At 49.6% G+C, this 22478-nt stretch carries 17 protein-coding genes; 3 read left to right on the top strand and 14 right to left on the bottom strand.

Going from position 1 to position 22478, the window contains the following annotated elements; translation table 11 throughout:
• Positions 1–38: 38 nt before the first annotated feature.
• The 7 genes from NYE54_RS29835 to yicI all read right to left on the bottom strand — a co-directional run bounded on the left by NYE54_RS29835 (position 39) and on the right by yicI (position 10155).
• Positions 39–1751: an ABC transporter substrate-binding protein gene (locus NYE54_RS29835; protein WP_339268169.1), complete on the bottom strand. Its 1713-nt coding sequence runs from the start codon at positions 1749–1751 to the stop codon at positions 39–41.
• A 76-nt stretch (positions 1752–1827) separates the two neighbouring features.
• Entirely contained in the window at positions 1828–2736 is a 909-nt protein-coding gene (locus NYE54_RS29840) for a carbohydrate ABC transporter permease (RefSeq protein ID WP_076325357.1), read from the bottom strand.
• Positions 2737–2750: 14 nt separating this feature from the next.
• Positions 2751–3713, bottom strand: a complete 963-nt coding sequence (locus tag NYE54_RS29845; RefSeq protein ID WP_339268171.1) for an ABC transporter permease subunit — start codon at positions 3711–3713, stop codon at positions 2751–2753.
• Between the two features lie 89 nt (positions 3714–3802).
• A complete protein-coding gene (locus NYE54_RS29850; RefSeq protein WP_339268173.1) occupies positions 3803–3988 on the bottom strand; it encodes a hypothetical protein in 186 nt (61 codons plus the stop codon).
• Positions 3989–4268: 280 nt separating this feature from the next.
• Positions 4269–5825: a response regulator transcription factor gene (locus tag NYE54_RS29855; protein ID WP_339268175.1), complete on the bottom strand. Its 1557-nt coding sequence runs from the start codon at positions 5823–5825 to the stop codon at positions 4269–4271.
• The gene (locus tag NYE54_RS29860) at positions 5800–7608 is read right to left on the bottom strand and encodes a sensor histidine kinase (protein WP_339268177.1); all 1809 of its coding nucleotides are present in this window, start codon (positions 7606–7608) and stop codon (positions 5800–5802) included. The genes NYE54_RS29855 and NYE54_RS29860 overlap by 26 nt, the downstream gene beginning before the upstream one ends.
• Before the next feature lie 219 nt (positions 7609–7827).
• Entirely contained in the window at positions 7828–10155 is a 2328-nt protein-coding gene (gene yicI, locus NYE54_RS29865; RefSeq protein ID WP_339268179.1) for an alpha-xylosidase, read from the bottom strand.
• Positions 10156–10325: 170 nt separating this feature from the next.
• Between yicI and NYE54_RS29870 the strand changes: the two genes are divergently transcribed.
• Entirely contained in the window at positions 10326–11204 is an 879-nt protein-coding gene (locus NYE54_RS29870; RefSeq protein WP_339268181.1) for an AraC family transcriptional regulator, read from the top strand.
• On the opposite strand, the gene NYE54_RS29875 is transcribed toward NYE54_RS29870, so the two are convergent.
• A complete protein-coding gene (locus NYE54_RS29875; protein WP_339268184.1) occupies positions 11199–12626 on the bottom strand; it encodes a glycosyl hydrolase family 18 protein in 1428 nt (475 codons plus the stop codon). The genes NYE54_RS29870 and NYE54_RS29875 overlap by 6 nt on opposite strands.
• Before the next feature lie 319 nt (positions 12627–12945).
• The gene (locus tag NYE54_RS29880; RefSeq protein ID WP_339268186.1) at positions 12946–13701 is read right to left on the bottom strand and encodes a YqcI/YcgG family protein; all 756 of its coding nucleotides are present in this window, start codon (positions 13699–13701) and stop codon (positions 12946–12948) included.
• 184 nt (positions 13702–13885) lie between these two features.
• Here NYE54_RS29880 and NYE54_RS29885 point away from each other — a divergent pair, with 184 nt between their 5' ends.
• Positions 13886–15604 carry a ribonuclease J gene (locus NYE54_RS29885; RefSeq protein WP_339268188.1) on the top strand — a complete coding sequence of 573 codons (1719 nt, stop codon included), beginning with the start codon at positions 13886–13888 and terminating at the stop codon, positions 15602–15604.
• A gap of 168 nt (positions 15605–15772) precedes the next feature.
• Here the strand turns inward: NYE54_RS29885 and NYE54_RS29890 are convergent, their stop codons facing one another.
• Entirely contained in the window at positions 15773–16996 is a 1224-nt protein-coding gene (locus NYE54_RS29890) for an MFS transporter (protein ID WP_076325349.1), read from the bottom strand.
• Positions 16997–17057: 61 nt separating this feature from the next.
• Positions 17058–18131 (bottom strand): ATP-binding protein, encoded by a 1074-nt coding sequence (locus tag NYE54_RS29895; protein ID WP_339268190.1) that lies wholly within the window; start codon positions 18129–18131, stop codon positions 17058–17060.
• Positions 18132–18440: 309 nt separating this feature from the next.
• On the opposite strand from NYE54_RS29895, the gene NYE54_RS29900 reads away from it, so the two are divergent.
• A complete protein-coding gene (locus NYE54_RS29900; protein WP_098749017.1) occupies positions 18441–19061 on the top strand; it encodes a hypothetical protein in 621 nt (206 codons plus the stop codon).
• A 126-nt stretch (positions 19062–19187) separates the two neighbouring features.
• Here NYE54_RS29900 and NYE54_RS29905 read toward each other — a convergent pair whose 3' ends face one another.
• From NYE54_RS29905 to map, 3 genes are all read right to left on the bottom strand, one after another.
• The gene (locus NYE54_RS29905; RefSeq protein ID WP_339268192.1) at positions 19188–19850 is read right to left on the bottom strand and encodes a VTT domain-containing protein; all 663 of its coding nucleotides are present in this window, start codon (positions 19848–19850) and stop codon (positions 19188–19190) included.
• 262 nt (positions 19851–20112) lie between these two features.
• On the bottom strand, positions 20113–20925 hold the full coding sequence (gene pdxK, locus NYE54_RS29910) for a pyridoxine/pyridoxal/pyridoxamine kinase (RefSeq protein ID WP_076325345.1): 813 nt from the start codon (positions 20923–20925) through the stop codon (positions 20113–20115).
• A 605-nt stretch (positions 20926–21530) separates the two neighbouring features.
• Positions 21531–22277 carry a type I methionyl aminopeptidase gene (gene map, locus NYE54_RS29915; RefSeq protein ID WP_076325344.1) on the bottom strand — a complete coding sequence of 249 codons (747 nt, stop codon included), beginning with the start codon at positions 22275–22277 and terminating at the stop codon, positions 21531–21533.
• Between the last annotated feature and the right edge of the window lie 201 nt (positions 22278–22478).

Here is a 22478-nt window from a genome sequence, read left to right on the forward strand (position 1 = left end):
GGGCCGCATATTGCCGGCCCCTTCTATTCACCTATACCTTAATCATTCCAGAGTTCGACGCGGTCGCGTACCAATTGGGTGTATTCCTGCTCCATCTTCTCGGCGCCGGCATCATTCAGCTCTTTGATGAACTGTTCATACAGCGCATCAAATTTCGCCGGATCGGCAAGAATGATTTCCGGAATCCGTTTACGGGTAATCTCTTCCACCTTTTTGTACGTGATATTGATATTGGAGTCGCTCGGTACTGGAATGTTGTAAGCAACGCCCCATGGCTTCACTCCAAATTCCTCTTGTTTCGGCCACAGATCTTTCCACATTTCCGCGCCGTATGCCTTCAGTGTTTCCTTCGCGGATGGCGTATAGTTCTCTATGATCGTCTCCGGGAAATTCGTCGTATAGTAGTTATCCGTCGAATCCTTCACGCCGTCTCCGTAACGCGGGAACATGGCGTTGTACAAGCCGATTCCTGTTTCCTTAGTGAAGTTGGCGTTGTCATAGGTTTTGCGCTCTTGGACATCTTCCGGAATGACGCGCTTGCCGTCCACAACGTTGTAATGCTCGCCCTCTATTCCCCAATTCATCAAAACTTGCCCTTCTTCGGAAGCCAGATAATCCAGGAACTTGATGATTCGAACTGGATCCTTCGCGGACGTCGTAATGCCCACACCCCATCCGGCGACGTAACCCGCGTCTTGGAACGTTGCATCCTTAGTCGACTCATCCAGCTGGATCGGGAATCTCGCATAGGTGCGGTTTTCCTTGCCGGAAGATCTCAGTGCGTTTGTTGCATTGCCGAAGCCCCATTCCTGATCGATGACGCCAAGAACACGGCCAGAAGAGATTTTAGCTTCGTATTGGTCCGTTTTCTGTACGAACGTTTCCTTATCCAGAAGACCCGCATCGTTCATATGGTTCAACCAGCGGAAATATTCTTTCTCTTCCGGGCGCTTGTAGTGCAGCTTAGCCTCGACCGTCCCCTGGTCGATATAATACTCGCCGTCATCCGATGCGCCTGTCGCGATAAACGCCGGGTTCGTTACCGAGATCATGATTCTCCATCCGTCCGCATTCAGCGTCAGCGGAATCGTCGGCTGGCCGTCAATGGTCGGGTGTTTCTCGGCATAGTCTTTCAGCGCTTTCTCGTAATCCCTCACCGTCTTCAGTTCAGGGTATCCGAGTTCTTTCAGCACTTCATGCTGGATCTGAAACGTGCCGCCGGCATCGAGCGCCTGATGGTCCACCGCTGCAAGCGTCGGGAGGACATAGATGGCCTCATCATCGTTACTCCATTTCAGACGGCTCATGTATTCTCCATACACCTTCTTGATGTTCGGTGCATGCTCTTCGATCAGATCCGTCAGATCAATAAATGCTCCGGAATCCACAAACAGATTGGCGTCACCCTTCGCAAATACCAAGTCCGGATATTCCCCGCTCGCTACCATCAGCGGGAGCTTCTGATTGGAGCCGTCTACCGCGTATTCGGCCTGGATTGTAATGCCGGTTTTCTCGGTCAGCTTCTTGCCGACCGCATCCTGCATGTTGGCCCAGTTCGCATTGGAATCCGCGCTGTAATACGTCATGGTCATCGGCCCCAGCTTCTCTTCCTGCTGTGTATCGTTGCCGCCATTGCCCTCTTCACCGCCGTTTGCGCTATTGTTACTGTCGCCGTTGCCGCACGCTGCAAGAACGAATGTGGCCATCATCATGATCGCGAGCAGCAGCGACAATCTCTTCTTATGATTCATTGCTATACCCCCTAAATCGATTTTTAATCATCTATCGTATAACAGGTCATAATGCCTGCTGATACCGTACATGCGCTTAGCTTTTTACTGCTCCAAGCGTCATCCCCTTCACAAAATACCGCTGCAGGAACGGATAGACGAGCAATATGGGAACCGTAACCACAATCGTAATCGCCATTTTGATCGATTCCGGCGACACCTGCTTCACGATTTCGGCCATATTCTGCCCGGACATCATGCCGCTGGTTTGTCCCTGTGTGCTCTGCAGCACCTTCATCAGCTCGAATTGGAGCGTCGTGAGATGGGGTGCATTGCCGTTATAGAGATACGTATCGAACCATGAGTTCCACTGACCGACTGCCAGGAACAAGGCGATGGTAGCCAGTACGGGCTTACAGAGCGGGAGAATGATTTTGTAATAGATCGTGAAATCATTAGCTCCGTCAAGCTTGGCTGATTCCTGAAGCGAATATGGCAAGCTGTCGATGAAAGACCGGATAACGAATACGTTAAATGCGCTCACCATCCCCGGAATGATGTAAACAAGAAACGAATTCATCATGTTCAAGTCGCGGATCAGAATGAAGACCGGAATCATCCCGCCGGAGAAGTACATGGTCATGGCCAGGAATACAGACATGAACTTTCTTCCCTGAAAATCTACCCTGCTGAGGACATAACCCAGCATCGTTCCGCTGACCAAGCCCAGGAATGTTCCTGCCAGCGTACGGAGAATCGTAATTTTGGCGCCGGTGATCAAACCGTCGTATTTAAAGATCTGAACGTAGTTCTCCAGCGTAAACTCGCGCGGCCAGAGATAGATCCCCCCACGCACCGTATCCACGGAATCGTTCAGCGATATCGCAAGAACATTCAGGAACGGATACAGAGTGACAATCATAACCAGTGCCATAAATATAAAGTTACCCATATCAAACACGCGGTCGGAGAGCGTGGGCTTGAATGCTGTTTTGGTTCGTGCCATGCTGCTTCCCTCCCCTACATAATGGATTGCTTCGTGAATTTTTTGAATACGCCGTTAGCGAGCAGCAATAAGAGGATACTTACAATGGAGTTGAACATCCCAATTGCCGTACCGAAGGAGAAACGTCCCATGCCAAGGCCATAATTCAGCGCATACAGATCCAGCACTTCGGAATAATCCACCACCAGCGGGTTACCCAGCAAGAACTGCTTCTCGAAGCCGATGCTGATCAGATGTCCGATGGACATGATCATCAAAATTGCAATCGTAGGGGCGATGCTTGGCAGCGTAATATGCCATATTTGGCGAAGACGGCTTGCGCCGTCAACCTTGGCTGCTTCGAATTGCTCCTGATCAATTCCTGAAATCGCTGCCAAATAAATGATCGCGCTCCAGCCCATTTCCTTCCATATATCAGAGCCTGTTACGATATACCAAAACAGGTTCCCCTGAGCCATAAACTGTATCGGTTCATCAATGAACCCCAGCCACATCAGCAGCTGATTGACAGCGCCTCCATCTGTGGACAGCATTTTGGTCACGATACCTGCTACCACGACCCAGGACACAAAATGCGGCAGATAAGATATCGTCTGTACGGTCCTCTTGAATACGCTTCCACGAAGCTCATTCAACAAGACTGCGAATAGGATCGGAATCGTAAATCCAACGATCAATCCCATAAAACTCATGGCGAGTGTATTTCGCAACACCAGATAAAACTTATCATCCGAGAAGAGTGTCACGAAATGGTCCAGGCCCACCCATTTTTGCTCGAAGATCCCTTTGCCCGGCTTGTAATTCTGGAATGCCATCAACCAGCCCCAGACCGGCATGTAGCTGAAGATGAACACAATGACGATAAATGGAAGCGACATTCCATACAGTACTTTCTGCTCTTTGAAAGTGGCCCAAAAGCCTTTCTTTTTCTTTGCGGCAGGTTGGATGCTACCTTCTGTCTTTGTTACCGCTTTCAAACCAACCCCTCCTCTCTTGTATATCCTGATGATAAACCAAGCTGCGGCGGGGAAGTACCCGAAGGATTGGTTTAAAAATCATATAAAAATTAGACATTAACTGAGGAGAAAATGCAGAAGAGCTTTATGCCGCTCCGTGTCCGGATCGTATCTCCGATCGCTGTTAAACCCGGGAAACTTCGGATGATACGGTGAGGTGGTTTCCCGGCTTTAAAGACGAGCGCTGTCGCTTCTCCGATACGATTCCGGCCCCTCCGCTCTATGCTTCGCAGCATTTTGGCTCCCCCAGTCATGTCTTGGGGAGGTAGGAGGAAATAAAAAAAGACGCGTACCTTAGTCGCGTCTTAAAGGGCAGCGATATGAAAGTACTTATGTTTAGTCTGGTTGTAGGGTAAGTGAACGCTATCCGATATTTGGCTTACCTATGTTCGATCTCCCGTCAAACCCATGCTCAGCAGCTTGATGTCAGCACGCTACACTGCGCTTCCGCATCGCCTTCCCGTTTGGCAGTTGGTTCCATGGCGAAGAGGCAGACGATGAGGAACTTGACCCTGTTTACAGGTCCAGCTCCTTGCGGAAATTAGACGGAGAGGTACCGACGTATTTTTTAAACTTGCTATGAAAATAATCTACGTTCGTATACCCGACCTTCTCCGCAACCTGATATACCTTCATGCCCTGTTTCAGATAATCCTTGGCCTTGTTGATCCGGACCTTATCGAGGTACGTATTGAAGTATTCTCCAGTTGTATTCTTGAACATCTTCCCGAGGTAGGCGCTGTTGTAATTAAATACGGAGGCCAGTGTTTCCAGTTTAAGATTCTCATTGTAATTGCGCTGAATCAGGTCCATGATCCGCTTCATCTCCTGATCTCGTCCGCCATCCCCCGCCTGCCAGATCAGCTCCTCCAGGAATTGGGACGAATGGCGGTACAAATCATAGGCCGTGCGCTGGCGAAATATCGCGGCAATCCGATCCGAATATTCCTTCGTGCGGGACCGCAGCTCTGGCTGATGCTGCATCAGCTTATTGTGCACGCCGGTGAGGAGCTCCACGAACGCCCCCTTCATCCTTTCCTCCGTATACTCCACATTGACCATGGCATATGCAGCAACATGCAGCAGCTTCCGCTGCACCTCGACATTGCCTACATCTACAGCGTAATAGAGCTGCTCCATCAGCTGCTCCGGATCATAAGGTTGCCGCTCTTCATCCGTAATGTCGCCAGCAAACCGCTTGGATTCAGGGAATAACAACTCGCCGGAAGGATAGAAGAAACGTTCGCGAATCCGTTCCTTAGCACAGCGGTACGACTCCGCTACATCCTCCAGACGATGAACCTGGCGCCCCAATGAAGCCGTAATTGACCTACCTGCCAGTGCGGCAGCAGCCTCCAACGTTTGAAGCAATTCCTTCCGCCCTCCTGCGGTCAATACTGGCGTGGGCATTAGAACGCCAAGTTGCCCATGCATGGAAAAGACCGTGCCGCGGCCGTTCTCTTCAAAAGCTTCAAGCAGCTGGTTTTTCAATCGGTCGTTGGCTCCCTCACCAGATTCATCGTAGCCGTTATGATGAATAATCAGCACTTGGTAATGGTTCCATAACAGTCCTGACCGCTCGGCGATATGCCGTAAAGCCGCATGATCGGGCTTACTCTCCGGATTGAACCATGTCTGAATGAACTGCTCGCGGTTCATATCGGAGGCTGCCCTATTCAGTGCCTTCCTCTCCTGTTCCTGCTCGATGGCTTCTTTAATCTGAAGCAAATACTTGCTCAGCTCGTCCTCATCCACCGGTTTCAATAGGTATCCGTCCACGCGATGGGAAATCGCCCGTTTGGCATAATCAAAATCAGCATATCCGCTTAGGATGAGCAGGTGAATCTCGGAATCCAGGGTTCGGATGGCTTCGATCAGCTGCAATCCGTCCATTCCCGGCATTCGGATATCAATCAGCATCAAGTCCGGGTCAAACATCCCGTGCTTCTCCAGCGCTTCGCTCCCGTTCGCTGCGGTACCAACAACCTGATACCCAAGCTCGTTCCATGGCACAATGCTCTTCAATCCTTCGCGCAGCTTGGGTTCGTCATCCACGATTAACACTTTCATCATCGCTCTCTCCTCCTGTCGGAATACTGAATTTAATGCGCGTTCCAATCCCCGGTTCGCTATAAATGATCAGACCCGCTTCAGGGCCGTAGGTAAGCTGCAGACGGACATGAACATTCCGGAGCCCGATCCGTCCTCCGTCCTTCTCATCGGTATCGTTCAAATAACCATAGATCATCTGCAATCGCTCCAAGGTTATGCCCGCTCCATTATCCTCGGTTATGACATGCAGTTTCCCTTCGCTGGCCGTGACCCTCACCCTGATGAAAGTTCCTTCTTCCTTGTGATCCATCCCATGTATGACCGCATTCTCCACAAGCGGTTGTATGATCAGCGGCGGGATTCTAACCCGATTGGCTTCGGGATCTACCAGAAGTTCATATTTCAGACGATCCTCATAGCGGAATTTTTGAATATCCAGATAACACTGCACCATCTCGATCTCGTCTTTTATCGTTGTTTTTCCGCTGCCTATCTCGAGATTGCTTCGCATCATTTTACCGAGCAGACGCACAATCCGGGCGATTTCGTCCTCACCCTTGAGATGGGCCTCCATGCGAATAGACTCTAAGGCATTAAACAAAAAATGCGGATTGATCTGACTGGCCATCATTTTGAATTTAATTTCGTTCTGCTTCTGTTCCATTAACCGTTTCTGTTCATTGGACTCCTGCACTTCGTTCATCAGGTCGTTAATGTTACCGACCATGGAGTTGAATTGGCGGGATAACTGGCCGATCTCATCCTTGCCGTCAATTTCCATCGCAACGCCGAGGTTGCCGGTACCTACCTTCGTAATATGCTTGCTGAGTCGCAGCAGCCGATTAGAGATCAGTGAGGAGAAACTGTAGATCAAAAGAACAGCCAGCAGTAGACTAATGATGATGACCGTCATCGCCAGCTTGCTGATCCGGTTGGCGTCCGCCACGATGCTATCAATCGAAAATATGGAAATAATGCGCAGACCATTAACCCCGGATTCCGTATTCAACGGTTCAATCAGCACCTTGGAGGCTTCATCATGGATGACCGATTCATAGCTTCCGCTCGCATGGTATACAACCCCGCTGGTATCTTGAATCTCGGCTAGCGTCTTCCCGTACAGCTCCGGGCGGTTAGCGGCGACAATATTGTTATTGCTGTCCACAATAATGGTGTCAAACGTTTCTTGGCTGAGGATCGTGTTCAGCATACCCGTATTGACATTGATAACCAGTACACCACGATTGTCCTTGCTTCCAAGATCAACCCCCTTGATTAAGCTGAGGTAAACCTTCTGATCTCGTTCATCCGTAATATAGTCCCAGTAGATGACGCCAATATCATCCTCGGCTCGCTGATACCATTCCGTTCTCTTGATTTCATCCTCGGGATAAAGGAACTCCCAATTGTTCAGCATGGTGGGGTTCTCACTGTAGAAACGGATATTCGATATTTCCTTGTACATCCGAATCGCCTGCTGTAAATCGGGATACTCCCTGTAAGCCACAAATACGTCGTATACGCTTTCATATTGCTGGCTAGCAAGATTTCTCAGACGCTCGTCGTAGGATAGCCGATAGGATAAATCGTCTGCCACGTTGATGACTTCGGTGGACCGTTTCTTGACCCGGTCCACGTTCTGGTAAGCCTGCTCCAACGCATTGTTGAAAGCAAACTTGCGGAGCTCGCCCGTAAGGAATATCCCCACGATGGCAACCGGCACAAAGACCACGACAACAAAAGACAATATCAATTTGTTGCGGATTTTCATGTCATTCACAAGTTGAATGAAATAAGATAACATCGGACCGTCTTCGCTCCTGTCCTTTAATCTTCGGCAAGCCTCTAAAAGAAAACGGTTACAACTATTCGTGAAAAAATCTGCCGCAGGCCTATTATATCAGCATTGCCGTTTGTTCAAGTCCATTCAAAATATGGAAGAAGCCCGACTCCAGCATAAGGCTGGTCCGGGCTCATCTTCGCTATGCTTTTTTCCCTTTTATCAAACAGGCGTTCACCGAGCTTACCCTTCCAGAGCTGCCGTGAAGGTCACCGCTTGTTGTCCAGCTTCTACTTGAATGCTCCCTTCTTGCAGGCTCACTCCCGAGCCCTCCACAGATGAAACGGCTCCCATGTCATGCAGCTTCACGGAGAATGGCTTGCCGCTGCCTTCCATCGTAAAATCAATCCGGCTGCCTGCACGTACCGCCCGCACATCAAGCTCGGTCTCCCCATTCATGTTGCGAACGGTAACCGAAGCCTCGCTGCCGTCTTCCAATGCATACAAGCCAAGTTCAACTCTGTCTGCATAGTCATATTCCGGACGGTTATCGGTTGCTCCCAAGGCGAGGAACGAGTTGCTGCGTACAAACAACGGCAGCCCGAGGAAACCGTACGTTTCCTTGCGCCAAGCTCCGCCATCCACCGTTTCTCCGGTTAACAGATGCGTCCAGCGGCCCTTCGGCAGATAGTACTTCACATCGCCGTTCTCGCTGAATACCGGTGCCACAAGCAGGGAATCTCCCAGCATATATTGACGATCCAGCATTTCAACGGCCGGGTCTTCCGGGAATTCCATGAACATGGCGCGCATGCTTGGCACCCCTTGCTCCGATGCCTGTACGGCGGTATGGAACAGATAAGGCATCAGACGGCTCTTCAGCTTCGTGAAGAAGCGCGTAACATCCACTGCCTCCTCGTCATAAGACCACGGCACCCGGTAAGAGCTGCTGCCGTGCAGACGGCTGTGACTGGACAGCAAGCCAAATGCCAGCCAGCGTTTGAATACATGCGCCGGAGCCGTATTTTCGAAGCCGCCAATGTCATGGCTCCAGAAGCCGAAACCTCCGAGACCAAGGGACAAGCCGCCGCGCAGACTCTCCGCCATCGATTCGTAATCCGCATAGCAATCGCCGCCCCAGTGAACAGGAAACTGCTGTCCGCCTACGGTTGCAGAGCGTGCAAATACGGCTGCCTGATTCTTGCCGAACTTCTCCACCAGCACATCAAAGACCACTTTGTTATAGAGCTGTGTATAATAATTGTGCATTTTGTGCGGATCGGAACCGTCAAAATAAACAACGTCCGTCGGAATGCGTTCGCCGAAATCCGTCTTGAAGCTGTCGACACCCATATCTGCCAGCTCGCGCAGGTACCCTGAATACCATTCGCATGCGTCTGGATTCGTGAAGTCCACCAGCGCCATACCCGGCTGCCACAGATTCCACTGCCACACATCGCCATTCTCTTTCTTCACGAGATAGCCCTTCTCACGGCCTTCCTCAAAGAGACGCGAGCGCTGCGCGATATACGGATTGATCCATACGCAAATTTTCAAGCCTTTTTCTTTCAAACGCTTCAGCATGCCTTCAGGATCCGGGAAAACCTCTTCATCCCATTGAAAGTCCGTCCAGTTGAGCCCCTTCATCCAGAAGCAGTCAAAGTGGAACACTTCCAGCGGGATATCGCGCTCCAGCATACCGTCAACAAAGGAGTTTACGGTTGCTTCGTCATATTGGGTCGTAAAAGAGGTTGAAAGCCACAATCCGAAGGTCCAAGCCGGCGGCAGTGCCGGTTTTCCTGTCAGGTTCGTGTATTTATCTAGCACACCTTTCGGATCAGGCCCGTCAATAACAAAGTACTCCAGTGACTCGCCTGGCACGCTGAACTGCACCTTCTTCACTTTCTCCGATGCCACTTCAAATGATACGAGGTCCGGTTGGTTGACAAACACGCCATAGCCCTTATTCGTCAGATAAAACGGAATATTTTTATAGGCTTGCTCGGAGCTTGTACCGCCATCCTGGTTCCAAATATCCACGACCTGGCCATTCTTCACAAACGAAGTGAATCGCTCGCCAAGGCCGTAAACCCACTCGCCTACGCCAAGATCCAGCTCTTCGCGCATGTAGGTCTGTCCGCCATCTTCCACGATATGTGCCATCGATTTGGCTCTGCTGCCGGTAATGCGTTCTTCTCCTCTATAGAAGTGAACCGACCATTCCGGGCCTTTCTTGATCACAACGCTCAAATTGCCGCTGCGAAGAACCGCTTCCTGATCATTCTCTTCAATGACCGTATGGTCACCTTCCTGTTTGTACAATTCGAATGCAGGTCCGCGATCTCTTACGCCTGCATAGTGAACCAGCTTTACACCAATGACGCCGGGCGCCGGAGATTGAAATTGCACGGTGATCAGCTGCGCATTAATGGTTGCTCCTCTACCCGGAATCGGGGCCGTGGAGGCATAGGCTGTCAACGTGTCTCCTTTTACTGCAAAATCATAAGCCTGAACCGCTCCCGAAACGGAATATCCTTCTCGGATAAGCCAATTGCCGTCTGTAAATTTCATTTTTTAATCCGCCTTTCTATATGATGAAAATTGAACTTTAAGATGTAAGCGTTATAATATCATTATACTGATCTATTTCAGGCCATTCTAACAGTATTACGTTATTTTATAGCACAATCTTGATATAAGATGACATCATTCAAGCACTATTCATTCAAAGGAGGAATATGATGGATCAATCCTTTCGCCAATCGTTAAAAGAAAGCACCGTCCACGGAAATGAACGCTTCCCGTTTGGTGCCTACTGGCATCAATTTGCCCCCGGTAACCATGTGGTAGACTCCCATTGGCATAAGGAAGCGGAAATTTTCTACGTGATCGAAGGCGAGGCTCTGTTTCAGATCGACTCGGAATATATCCCTGTCCGGGCGGGTGAAGCGATATTTATCGATGGAGGAGACCTTCACACTGGTCATGCCCGGGGCGATCAAGGGTGCAGTTTCTGTGCGATGGTGTTCGATTTCGGCATGCTTGCAAGCAGCAGCTACGATCTTGTACAGGAAGAAATGATTGTTCCCTTTCAGGAGCGAAGAGCCACCTTTCCAAGATGGATGACATCCGAGACCGATGAGCAGCTGCTTCAGCATATAAAGGAAATGACGCTGCTGTCGAAGCACAAACCTGCTGGTTATGAGGTCGCTATTAAGGGACATCTGTTTCTCATGTTATTTCAGGCCGCATCCTCTGGCCGACTGGTCAACCGGAGCCGGAGCGAAACAGCGGATATGGTGAGAACGGAACGCTTGAAGAAAGTCATTCTCTACATCCAGAATCATTATCACCGTCCCATCCGGCTGAGTGAGCTGGCTGATCTGATCCCGATGAGCGAAGGCCAGTTCTGCCGCTTCTTCAAATCCATGACCGGGCAAACGCCCGTGGATTATATGAATTCCTATCGCGTTCGCCAGGCAGCGGAACTCCTTCGTCAGCCGGACAATAAAATATCCGACATCGCACTCGATGTCGGATTTGGGCACATCAGTTATTTTGTTCGGGTCTTCCGTAAGATTATGGACTGCACGCCTTCGGAGTATCGGAAAAAACTATAATTTCGGCAGGCTCGGTATGGTCTGATTGCAATCCCCCGGAAGCGGCAGATTTCGACATACGTACTGGCCCGCGCTGTTCTCATTTGCAGCACCTGACGGCGCTGGCTGATGAACCCGCTGTTTCCAGAGCTGCCACAGCATGAATCCATCATTTGCTCTTCCCTTATTTTTAATATAATTCACCATCGTTTCTACATTATAATAGGGCGTTGCAATATTATTCTGACCGTTCATCATGTCGGCATCGTATACCGTGCCCGGTGCGGCATTCAGTTGCAGGACGGCCCCGCCGGATCCCTCCGGAGCAATCTGCATGCCCATATTGATAGGTCCGTTGTATATCGCCTTGTACGATTCATATCCTTCACGCGGATCGTAATAAATACCGCCATCGTAGGACATCAAATTGATGAAGTTGATCTTACTTCCATGATCCTTGACTACGCGGTACATGGTACCGCCAAAAGGAGATCCCCATTGGACCTTGCCTTCTTCAAACGGCGTTCCTTTCACGTAATAAGCGCCCGTGGACCAACCGGCGATGGAAATCTGCAGATTCGCATTTCTTGCATGGATTTCATTATAGAGACTCGTAATAATGCCCGCGATTTCTCCATCCTTAGTGCAGCTGAACTGAGCGGCTGTTCCTTTGTTGCAGCTGCTGCCGCTGGATTCCCAGTCAATGTCGACGCCGGCAGCGCCAAGATCGAGAGCCAAATCCACAATGTTCTTGGCATTGAATCCGGACCACTGTGAACCTTGGCTGTATGACCAGCCTCCTACCGATAAGAATGCTTTTGTTCCGCGGGCTCTAAGAGATGCGATATTGTTACGCAGATCCTGGGACTGCTGGGCTGTAAATTTACGTTGGCCGTTCGGGGTGGTCGCCCCTTCCACAAATTCCAATCCCGCAACGGCTTGATCAAACGCGTAGGACCCTTGGGTATACGTGGTATCCGGCCTTACGAATGCAAGATTGAGATGGGTAATGTAATTGGGAATGTTGGCAGTCGTCAGATCGTAAATACTGGTGTTCCAAGAGCTCGCGTAAGCGACATACATACGGTCACCAGGCAGCGGAGGGTCTACTGGAGGATCTACTGGAGGATCTACTGGAGGATCTACCGGAGGATCTACCGGAGGATCGACGGGCGGTGTCCCAGGAGTGCAATCTCCAAGGTCCTCCCATACCCCCCATTGTCCTGTCGTTCCAGGTACCTCGCCCTGTGTCCACCATTTCGCTTTCCAGGCATGACCGTTGTAGGATACGATATTACCCCCGCCATATACGGCAGAACTGCTCCAAGCAGGCTCCGTACAAACCTCAGCGGCTTGAACCTTGTACACAGGGAACAAACTAAGTACCAGCACGGCGATGAATCCGAGAATCCATCCTCTCATCGTTCTGGACAACCTTGTCATTCATCAAACAACTCCTTCGCCAATTGATTTTGTTTATTAAAGCGGTTTCAAAGCTGGTGAAAGCTTCGTACCATACACACCTCCTAACGCATACAGATAAAATGATATGACGCACTTCAAGTGTAACTTGGTCATTTTTTGTACAACAAGGATAAGATTTACTTATTCAGGGACAAAATCCTATACCCTGGCCTATCAGCTCTTCTACGCAAAAAAGGCTGTCACACTGCGGATTACCGCGAATGAGGCAGCTCTTCAATAGAAAGCATGGTTAACCCTGACTCCGATTTAGGGTATGATGATAGCAACGTGTTATTTCTTATTGTTGACTGATCTCTTTGTGCTGCCTTGCAAACGGACATTTCGATAGTGACTCCGTGTTATCCCGCAAAAAATATTGCTTCCATTCATAGTTATCCTCCGCCCCGTAGAACTTCAAGTCAGGGTGCGGTGGTACGGGATCATATTTGGCTAACCGCTGACGAATCAATCCCTTGGTGTGTTCTGCTTGCCTTGTTCGGGCATTGAACTGCTTCAGAACCCAACGAGGCGTAAAAGCAAGCATCATGTAGGGAAAGTATCTGCTCTGGCGAAGCTCATGTGCCGGTGTGCCGCAATAAACAAAATAAGGTTCGCCTGCAAAACAAAACTCCCACAGATGATCCGCAGGCTCCTCCGGCAGATCCGCCGGCCAAGGCTCCGTATCGTATTCGGTTGTCTGGCTTAACAGCTGCCAGAACAAGCGCTCATAATATTGGACGCCTTCCAGGCTATCGCGCCCATGCTCCGTACAGATCATGACGACAAGTGAAGTATATGGCCCGAAGTCCCTGGAGCCGAGCCCGTACTCGCGCAGCAGAGCAGCAAGCTGTTCCGCCGCGGCCTGTGATTCACCTTGATGAATAAAGCCGTATCTAAAATGATTCAGTGCATGTCCTTGCACTGCGGGAATACAAGGGAATTTGGCGTAACGGTCCGTCATTTTCTCGGTCAGCTTGGTTATCGCTTTCCGCTGCCATTCCTCCTGTAATCCATGGACAGCATCCATATCGTCCAACCTCAATAAACCGCTCATCACGAGCCCCCCTCTTCTACAGCATATAAGAGTGGGTAAAAATAGGTGACTGTCTCGTGCGAAATGCACATGAATTTTGAAAAGCGTTTCCCAAAAGCTTGAACTTTCTGATATCTTTAGTAGAGAAGAAATTAAAATGACCAGGCTTATGCCTTAATTACCATAGAGAGGATTCTTTCACATTATGTCTAAACCCCTGTTAACAGATCAGATTCAAACTGCCAAACCCGCCAAAAAACCGAGGCCTTCCGCTCCACCTGTGCGCATCTTTGCGCTGGGAGGGCTTGGCGAAATCGGCAAGAACATGTACGGTGTGGAATTCAAAAATGAGATTATTATCATCGATGCCGGGCTGAAATTCCCGGATGCCGAAATGAGTGGCGTCGATTATATTATTCCAGACATTCGTTATTTACTGGATAACAAACATAAAGTAAAGGGTATGTTCCTGACCCATGGACATGAAGATCATATTGGGGCTATTCCCTATGTGCTTCGTCAAATCCAAATGCCGATCTATGGCGGGGCACTGACCATCGGCCTGGTTCGTGCGAAGCTGGAGGAGCATCGGCTGCTGGATCAGAGTGATCTGCGCATATTCCATGAAGACGAAACGATTTCATTCCGTCATCTTTCCGTTCATTTCTTTAGAACCACCCACAGCATTCCGGATGCCTTCGGGATCGTTGTGGAAACCCCGTACGGCCCGATCGTACATACCGGAGACTTTAAATTTGACTTTACGCCGGAGGACAAGCCTGCCAATCTGCATAAAATTCTGCATATCGGCGCGCGTGGCGTCCTGGCCCTGATGGCTGACAGTACCAATAGCGAGCGGGACGGGTTTACCCCTTCTGAACGCACTGTCGGCGATTCCATTCTGCGTCTGTTCCGGGAATGTCCCGGACGGATCCTGTTTGCCACCTTTGCTTCGAACGTTCATCGTCTGCAACAGGTTGTTGAAGCTGCCATCCGAACAGGCCGCAAAATCGCCATCGTCGGCCGCAGCATGGAGAAGGTATTTGTGATTGGTCAGGAGCTTGGATATATTCGCGTACCGGACGGCATGATGATTGATGTGAAAGCCGTTAATCGTTATCGCGATGACCAGGTGCTGATTATTTGTACAGGCAGTCAGGGCGAGCCAAATGCGGCACTGACACGTATCGCTTCAGGTGCCCATCGTTCGATCCAGATTCATCCGGAGGATACTGTTATTTTCTCGTCTTCGCCGATTCCTGGGAATACCCAGAACGTCAATCGCAGCATCGATCTCTTGATGCGGGCAGGAGCAGAAGTTAAATACGGCTCCATTCTCGATATCCACACTTCGGGTCACGGCTGCCGCGAGGATTTGAAGCTTATGATCAGCAGCTTGCGTCCCAAGTATTTTGTGCCGATCCACGGGGAATACCGGATGATGCTCAATCATCGTCACCTCGCCGTGCAGGTTGGGGTTGCCGACAGCAATGTTTATTTGATGAACATTGGGAATACGCTGTCCCTATTCCGCAACTATGCGCGTAAAGGCCGGAACATCCCCTCCGGAGACGTCTACATCAACAATGGAGAGCTGCGTACCCATGAGAAGGAATTGCTTGAGGAACGAGTACAGCTCGCTCACGATGGCGTTGTCATCGTCGCCATCACCATCAATCGCGAGACGCGCAAGCTGCTCTCCGGGCCGGAGCTGATTACCCGTGGGTTTGTATATATGCAGGACTCCAAGCCTCTTCTACGCAGAGCTGAAGCGATGCTGCGCAAGCAGCTGAACAAAGCCGGTGAACAGCGCGAATACAACCGGGCTGCCTGGGAACAGATGACAAACAACACACTCAACCGTTATTTTAAAAGGGAACTGGGCCGCAGCCCGTACATTATGCCTTCCATTATGGAAGTATAAGGCTCTGGTCACTCTGAGCCTTAACCGTATCTCAACATAAAAAGGGTGGATCCAAGGTCATTTGAACCTTCGGATCCACCCTTTCTTCGGACATCAGAAAGTATACACTTCTAAGCATGTGCTACCTGATATCGCAAGAATAAAATCATCTAAACGCGGTCTTCAGCCTTAGTCCGCAAGCTCCAGCCCTTTCGTTTCCTTGCCAAGTACGAGTACGCCGAGCGCACCGATCAGGATGGTCACGAAAAACATCACGAAAATGAATTCGATCCGGGTGCCATTTTGCTTCAACACCCCGACGAGCAGCGGTGCAATAACGCCGCCGATCCGTCCAAACGACGTTGCTAGCCCAACCCCCGTTGAACGAACCTTCGTCGGATAGAGTTCCGGACTGTAGGCATATAAACCTCCCCATGCTCCCAGATTGAAGAATGACAAGGAAATGCCTGCTGCCAGCAGCGAACCTTCCGTGTTGGCATAACCAAACCAGATGGCGCTAAAGGCCGTAAGCACCAAATAGGTAACGAGAACGAATTTCCGCCCGAACTTTTCTATAAAGTACGCGGCAGTAAAATAACCCGGCAGCTGGGCAAGCGTCATGATCAACACATACTGAAAGCTTCGGACCAGACTGAACCCTTTATCGACCATGACGGTCGGAAGCCACAGGAACATGCCGTAATACGAGAATACGACCGTAAACCACAGTACCCACAGCATAATGCTCGTACGCCGATGTTCAACCGACCAGACCGAAGCCACTCGCTGCCCAAAGGTCAGCTTAGGGGCAGCCTTAGCTTTCTGCTCAAGATATCTTGGCGAATCCTCGATGGCACGCCGCAAATAAAGCGCATAAAAAGCCGGCAGAGCTCCAATAACAAAAGCAGCCCGCCATCCGTAATCCGGGATGACAAAGTAAGCGATGAGTGCGGATAGTATCCAGCCTGCCGCCCAAAAGCTTTCCAACAGCACAACCGCTCTTCCCCGTTCATGAACCGGCATGCTTTCCGATACCAGCGTGGATGCAACGGGAAGCTCTCCGCCTAGTCCGAAGCCGGCAATAAAGCGCATCAAACACAGCATGATAAAGCCGGTAGCCAGTGCGGAAAGGCCGCTCGCGATCGAGAATATGAGCAGCGTCCATAGCAGAATATTTTTCCGTCCATATTTATCAGCCAAGAATCCAGCCATGGCCGCGCCGAATACCATTCCGATCGATGTGGTACTTGTCAGAATCCCTACCTGCTGCGAGCTCAGCGACCATTCAGCTGCCAATGCCGCGACAACAAACGAAATCATTCCAACATCCATCGCATCAAACATCCAGCTGGCACCCGCACTCATCAGCAGCTTGCGCCGCTTCGGCTCTTTTAACAATTGCATATTGCCCATGTTGCCCGCCCCCTCTCCTATATCTTTCTATAATGTAGAGCGAACCATACGCCTGGTCAAGCTAGATTATGCTGAGCGGCAGAATTACCTTGATGGTCGTTCCCTCGTGAAGCTTGCTGGATACATGAACCTGCCCCTTGTGATCCTCGATCATTTTTTTGCTGATCATGAAGCCCAGGCCATTGCCTTTCTCCTTCGTGGTGAAGAACGGTTCCCCGAGACGAGAGAGGATTGCTTCCGGAATCCCGCAGCCATTATCCGTAAAATGGATGGCCACCGTATGGTCATCGCTTCTCTCCAGCCGAATGGTTAACTCCCCGCCACCCGGCATGGATTCCACGGCATTTTTAATAAAATTGATGAACACCTGCTTCAGATGATTCACATCACCCTCGACATTGGCCTCTCGCTCTCCGAAATCCGTTATAATCTCGACGTTATGTATGATGGCCTGCGTATTTAATAGAGTAATCACTTGGTCCAGGAGCTGCCGGATATCGGTACGCTCGAATTTCACACTTTGCGGCTTCGCCAAAAACAAAAGCTCACTTACGATCAGCTCAATCCTTTCGATCTCCGAGGAGATAATATCGAAATATTGATCCTTCCGGCCAGCGCCGGAGCGAATGAGCTGCACGAACCCTTTGATGGAAGTCATGGGGTTACGAATTTCATGGGCGATCCCTGCCGCAAGTTGACCGGCCATGGACAGCTTATCGGACTGGATCAGCCGCTCCTCTTCTTGATAGGCGGCCTTTTTCATATCGGTAATATCCGTAAAATGCGCTACGTAGCCAAGTGTTCTTCCTTCCCTGCTACGAGCTGTGCTTAGCATACAAGATACCCACCTGATATCGCCTTGTTTATGTATCAGTCTCTTCTCCAATTGCAAAGAAGCGGTCTTACCCGACATTAGCTTCTCCATCCTATCTTTGTCCTTATTGACATCTTCCGGATAAATCCAATCGTAATAGGGGTGGTGCAGACACTCTTCCGCCTCATACCCCAGCATGACGCAAGCAGCGGGATTAATTTTGATAATGCTCCCCTCTGAATCGATGAATACGGTTCCAATCGGCGCTACTTCAATCGCTTGGACCATAAAATCATAGCTGAGACGTTCACTATTCATCATCGTTTGGAGATCCTCCTGTCTTTCATTGTTCAATCGTTTTACATATTTCGAGATATCGGTTTGCTTCTCCTTTCCTCTCGCCTGTTGAAAAATATAAATAAAGCAAACCAAAGGATAATTTGGACATGGGGCGAATATATTGTGATGAGGTTTCTAATTTTTGGTGGCAATTCCAGCGCTATTCTATTAAAACTGAGAGAAAATGGTTTTTTTTGACTTGAACGCTATGGCTTTTTCGTTTATTGTGAAAGAAAGCAAGTCATTTACAATTGCTAGTCGTTAGGACCGTTAACAAAGGAGTTTGCGAGTATGTACACGGAACAAGATATTTGGATTGTGCTTACAGGCACGGGCACCTGGTTCAGCAGAATGATCCAATATTTCACGAAGGCCCCACTCAACCATGCATCCATCGCGTTTGATTCCGAATTACGCGAAGTGTACAGCTTTGGGCGAAAGAAGGCGAACAACCCGTTTGACGGCGGTTTAGTTCGCGAGAATCTACGCGACCCCTTCTTCTACACTTCGGAATGTGCGGTATATCGTTTCCGCGTTAGTAATGAAGACTATCAACGCATGCACAACCTTGTCAAAGAGATGATGCGTGATCAGGACCGCTACAAATATAATCTGCTAGGGCTGCTGGGTATATTGTTTCGGATTCATATTGATCGTGACGATGCTTTCTTCTGCTCCCACTTTGTTGCTACGGTGCTGGAGCAAGCAGGCCTGCGGCCTGTGAACAAGCCTTGTCATCTTGTAACGCCGGAGGATTTCTCCCATTCATCACAGTTGAATGAAGTCTACCGTGGACCTCTCCACGGGTATCTTGCTCAAGACATGACATCCCCGCTATCCCCATCACCGACGTTTACTCCTGTGACAACGAAAGGCCGAGGCAAGTTCTTCAGATTCGGAAAAACGGGTTAATACTGAAATATGTAGTTATCATATAAATATGTTTCTCTGATACCTTGAAAAAAAGCAGCCGGGCTCTCACCCGGCTGCTTTTTTGTATATTCCTCGCGGGGGTAACCCCCCGCGTCATGTTTAGCATTAAGCGGATGGAGTCTGGTCCGACGCCTGCTCCAGCACCGTCTTTTCGACCACAGCGGGGCTAGATTCGATAGTAGATTCAACCAGCTTTTCCTGCTCCATTTTCTTACGCTTGCGTTTGCGGTTAAAGTACACACCAATCAACAGAAGCGGAACCGCAATAAGCGCAATATATAACGATACATCCTTAACCATACCTTCTGCCGCGTTACCGTACAGGTAAAACAAGGTACCTACCACATAAAACTTGGTAGCTCTGCCTATAGCGGCATAAGCAAGAAGTCTCCATAACGGGAAGTTCAAGCACCCCGATAGAATCGTGAACACCTTAAAGGGTACCGGCGTGAAGGAACCAATCAATATGGCGGCCTCGCCGTTTTTCTGAAACATGTTCGTAGCAGAGTCAATCCACTCTTTTTTCAAAATCTTGTATAGTACCGACTTCCCAAGCAGCTTTCCGATTAAATAACCCAGCGGCGTCCCCAGCAAGCACCCGATAAAGCCATACGTTGCAAGCCACAACGCATTCTGCGGATGCATGATGCTTAGCGAAACCTGCAGAAAAAAGGCGGGAACCGGAAAAATTACAGCATCAGCAAACGAATGAATAAACAATCCCCATGGACCAAAATTTTTTAAAAATTCCAAAATGTCCTGAAACATGTCTCAACCCCTAAACATTTTCTTCCTTTTCTATCAGACCCTTTATAAAGTATAGCACATAATTATACTGGAAAGGACCTAAGCCGCTGTATCCCTTTCGGAAAAAACGCGTAGAACGAAGCATGCCTTTGCTCCTATACACTATATGCAGCGAGTTCAACTAACAACAAAAAAACCTTTCTTCCAAGAAGAAAGGTTTTTTTGTCACTTTCTGCAAACCGAATACCACGCTTGAATAAGCTTGCAAAAAAATGTATTTTGTTTAATTTGCAGATAAACTGCGATGCGCGGAATGTCTTGTCGGACCTACGAATTCATTCAGCGGGAAGCCATTGGAGATGGCTTGGGTAATGAATGCCTTCGCTTGCTGTACCGACTCGCGAACGGTCAAGCCTTTAGCAAGATTAGCTGTAATGGAAGCGGATGACGTGCAGCCTGCGCCATGGGTGTACTTCGTTACGATCGTATCAGCCTCGAACCATTCAAAGCTGTTTCCGTCATAGAGCAGGTCCATCGCTTTGCCTTCGCGGATCTTGCCTCTATCTTTAATCAGCACATTCTTCGCGCCGCGCTCATGAATAATGGCCGCAGCCTCCTGCATTTGATCCAGTGTTGTAATCGGGCCGGACTTAGCCAGTTGGGACGCCTCGAACAGATTTGGTGTTACCAGATCGGCGCGCGGGAGAAGGAACTCCAGCATCGCTTCCGTATTTTCCGGCTGCAGCACTTCATCCGTGCCTTTGCAGACCATCACCGGATCGATGACAATTCGTTCCAGATTATAGCGGTCGATATACTGGGACACAAGCTCGATGATCTCTACGGATCCGAGCATGCCGGTCTTCATGGCGTCGATGCCAATGCCCTCGAGGACGGTTTTCAGCTGCGTTTCTACAATATCTAGCGCCACCGGGAAAACCTGATGGTCCCATGTCTTTGGTTCCATGCAGACAATCGTGGTAAGTGCGGTCATACCGTATACGTCAAATTCCTGAAACGTCTTCAGGTCAGCCTGGATGCCAGCGCCGCCACTCGTATCGGAGCCCGCTACTGTTAGTGCTTTTCGTATCGTCATGTTCCATGTTCCCTTCGCTTGTAAAGTGATTACTCTATTATAAGAAAAACTGGGATTGGCGTCTATTCATTGATCGCGTATTCGCAGATGTCGAATCGTAGTCTATTCAAAGACGAATTCTGAGAGCTGATGCAACACTCCGCATGCGGAGTGTCCTTCCGATCACTGTTGCAACACTCCGCATGCGGATTGTCCTTCCGATCGCTGTTGCCCCCAGATTTCCCTTGAATCACGATTTATATCGTTGAAATCCGGGGGCAAAGGCGAACGCTGCGCTTCTACAGAACAATTCCGCCTGCTCCGTTGGAGCATTTCTTTTAAGCCCTTAAAGAGAAATTCACTTGCGATTATTCTCAGATGACCAATTCTGCATGATACCTCATCTCTCCGAATGCGGATTGTCCTTCCGATCGCTGTTGCCCCCAGATTTCCCTTGAATCACGATTTATATCGTTGAAATCCGGGGGTAAAGGCGACCACTTTCGTTTCTCCAGAACAATTCCGCCTGCTCCGTTGGAGCATTTCTTTTAAGCCATGAATAGAGCTTTATAGCTTATACCGTCCGACGGCTCCATAGGGAGCGTTAGCCCCTACGGAGTCGCATCTTATTGTTCCGTCAGAATCACTGGGCCATCCTTTGTGATGGCGAGCGTATGCTCATACTGCGCGGACCATTTGCCATCTACCGTTCTCGCGGTCCATCCGTCTGAATCGATCTTGCATTGATATGTGCCAAGATTCAGCATCGGTTCAATGGTGATGACCATGCCCTCTTTAAGTCGTGTCCCGCGATTAGGTGGGCCGTAATGGGGTACTTGCGGCTCCTCATGCATATTTTCGCCGATGGCATGCCCCACGAAGTGGCGGACGACCGATAAATTTTGGGATTCCGCATAGGTTTGAATCGCATGGGAGATGTCTCCGATTCGATTGCCGATCACCGCTTGCTCAATGCCGAGATACAGGGATTTCTTCGTTACATCCAGCAGATGCTGCGCTTCCTCGGACACGTTTCCAACCGGATAGGACCAAGCAGAATCGGCGAGCCAGCCATCATACTTCACCACCATATCAATGGTAACGATATCCCCGTCCTTCAATGGCTCATGGCTCGGAAAACCATGGCAAATTACGTCATTAACCGATGCGCATGTGGCAAAGGGATATCCGTGATACCCCTTCTGCTCCGGTGTCGCGCCGCGCTCTGCCAGAAACCGCTCGACAAATTGATCAATCTCCAGTGTTGTCACGCCCGGTTTGATCATCTTGGCAATCTGCCGGTGGCATTCGGCGAGAATGTCCCCCGCTTTATTCATCTTGGCGATTTGTTCTTGTGTTTTGAGGATTATCAATCCTGCTCACTCCTTCTCATATGGCTGTTATCTCCTATTCAAATCAAAAAGCCTTAGCTGACCGAAGATTCTTGAAGACAGGCACCTGCCTCTCCTCACTCCCCGGCCAATAAGGCTGATTCACAAATCACAAGGTGTATCTGCTTTTTCTTCTTGTCTTGTATCCAAAAAAAGAAAAGCGAAAAGCGCCCTACCTCATCT

Origin of the sequence: Paenibacillus sp. FSL K6-1330 (genome assembly GCF_037976825.1) — a bacterium.
Taxonomy (GTDB): Bacteria; Bacillota; Bacilli; order Paenibacillales; family Paenibacillaceae; genus Paenibacillus_AQ.

Bases quoted from the DNA above. Each gene is read 5' to 3' on its own strand.
- NYE54_RS29835 (WP_339268169.1), bottom strand. From the start codon at position 1,751: ATGAATCATAAGAAGAGATTGTCGCTGCTGCTCGCGATCATGATGATG.
- NYE54_RS29840 (WP_076325357.1), bottom strand. From the start codon at position 2,736: ATGGCACGAACCAAAACAGCATTCAAGCCCACGCTCTCCGACCGCGTG.
- NYE54_RS29850 (WP_339268173.1), bottom strand. From the start codon at position 3,988: ATGCTGCGAAGCATAGAGCGGAGGGGCCGGAATCGTATCGGAGAAGCG.
- NYE54_RS29855 (WP_339268175.1), bottom strand. From the start codon at position 5,825: ATGATGAAAGTGTTAATCGTGGATGACGAACCCAAGCTGCGCGAAGGA.
- NYE54_RS29860 (WP_339268177.1), bottom strand. From the start codon at position 7,608: ATGTTATCTTATTTCATTCAACTTGTGAATGACATGAAAATCCGCAAC.
- yicI (WP_339268179.1), bottom strand. From the start codon at position 10,155: ATGAAATTTACAGACGGCAATTGGCTTATCCGAGAAGGATATTCCGTT.
- NYE54_RS29870 (WP_339268181.1), top strand. From the start codon at position 10,326: ATGGATCAATCCTTTCGCCAATCGTTAAAAGAAAGCACCGTCCACGGA.
- NYE54_RS29875 (WP_339268184.1), bottom strand. From the start codon at position 12,626: ATGACAAGGTTGTCCAGAACGATGAGAGGATGGATTCTCGGATTCATC.
- NYE54_RS29880 (WP_339268186.1), bottom strand. From the start codon at position 13,701: ATGAGCGGTTTATTGAGGTTGGACGATATGGATGCTGTCCATGGATTA.
- NYE54_RS29885 (WP_339268188.1), top strand. From the start codon at position 13,886: ATGTCTAAACCCCTGTTAACAGATCAGATTCAAACTGCCAAACCCGCC.
- NYE54_RS29890 (WP_076325349.1), bottom strand. From the start codon at position 16,996: ATGGGCAATATGCAATTGTTAAAAGAGCCGAAGCGGCGCAAGCTGCTG.
- NYE54_RS29895 (WP_339268190.1), bottom strand. From the start codon at position 18,131: ATGATGAATAGTGAACGTCTCAGCTATGATTTTATGGTCCAAGCGATT.
- NYE54_RS29900 (WP_098749017.1), top strand. From the start codon at position 18,441: ATGTACACGGAACAAGATATTTGGATTGTGCTTACAGGCACGGGCACC.
- NYE54_RS29905 (WP_339268192.1), bottom strand. From the start codon at position 19,850: ATGTTTCAGGACATTTTGGAATTTTTAAAAAATTTTGGTCCATGGGGA.
- pdxK (WP_076325345.1), bottom strand. From the start codon at position 20,925: ATGACGATACGAAAAGCACTAACAGTAGCGGGCTCCGATACGAGTGGC.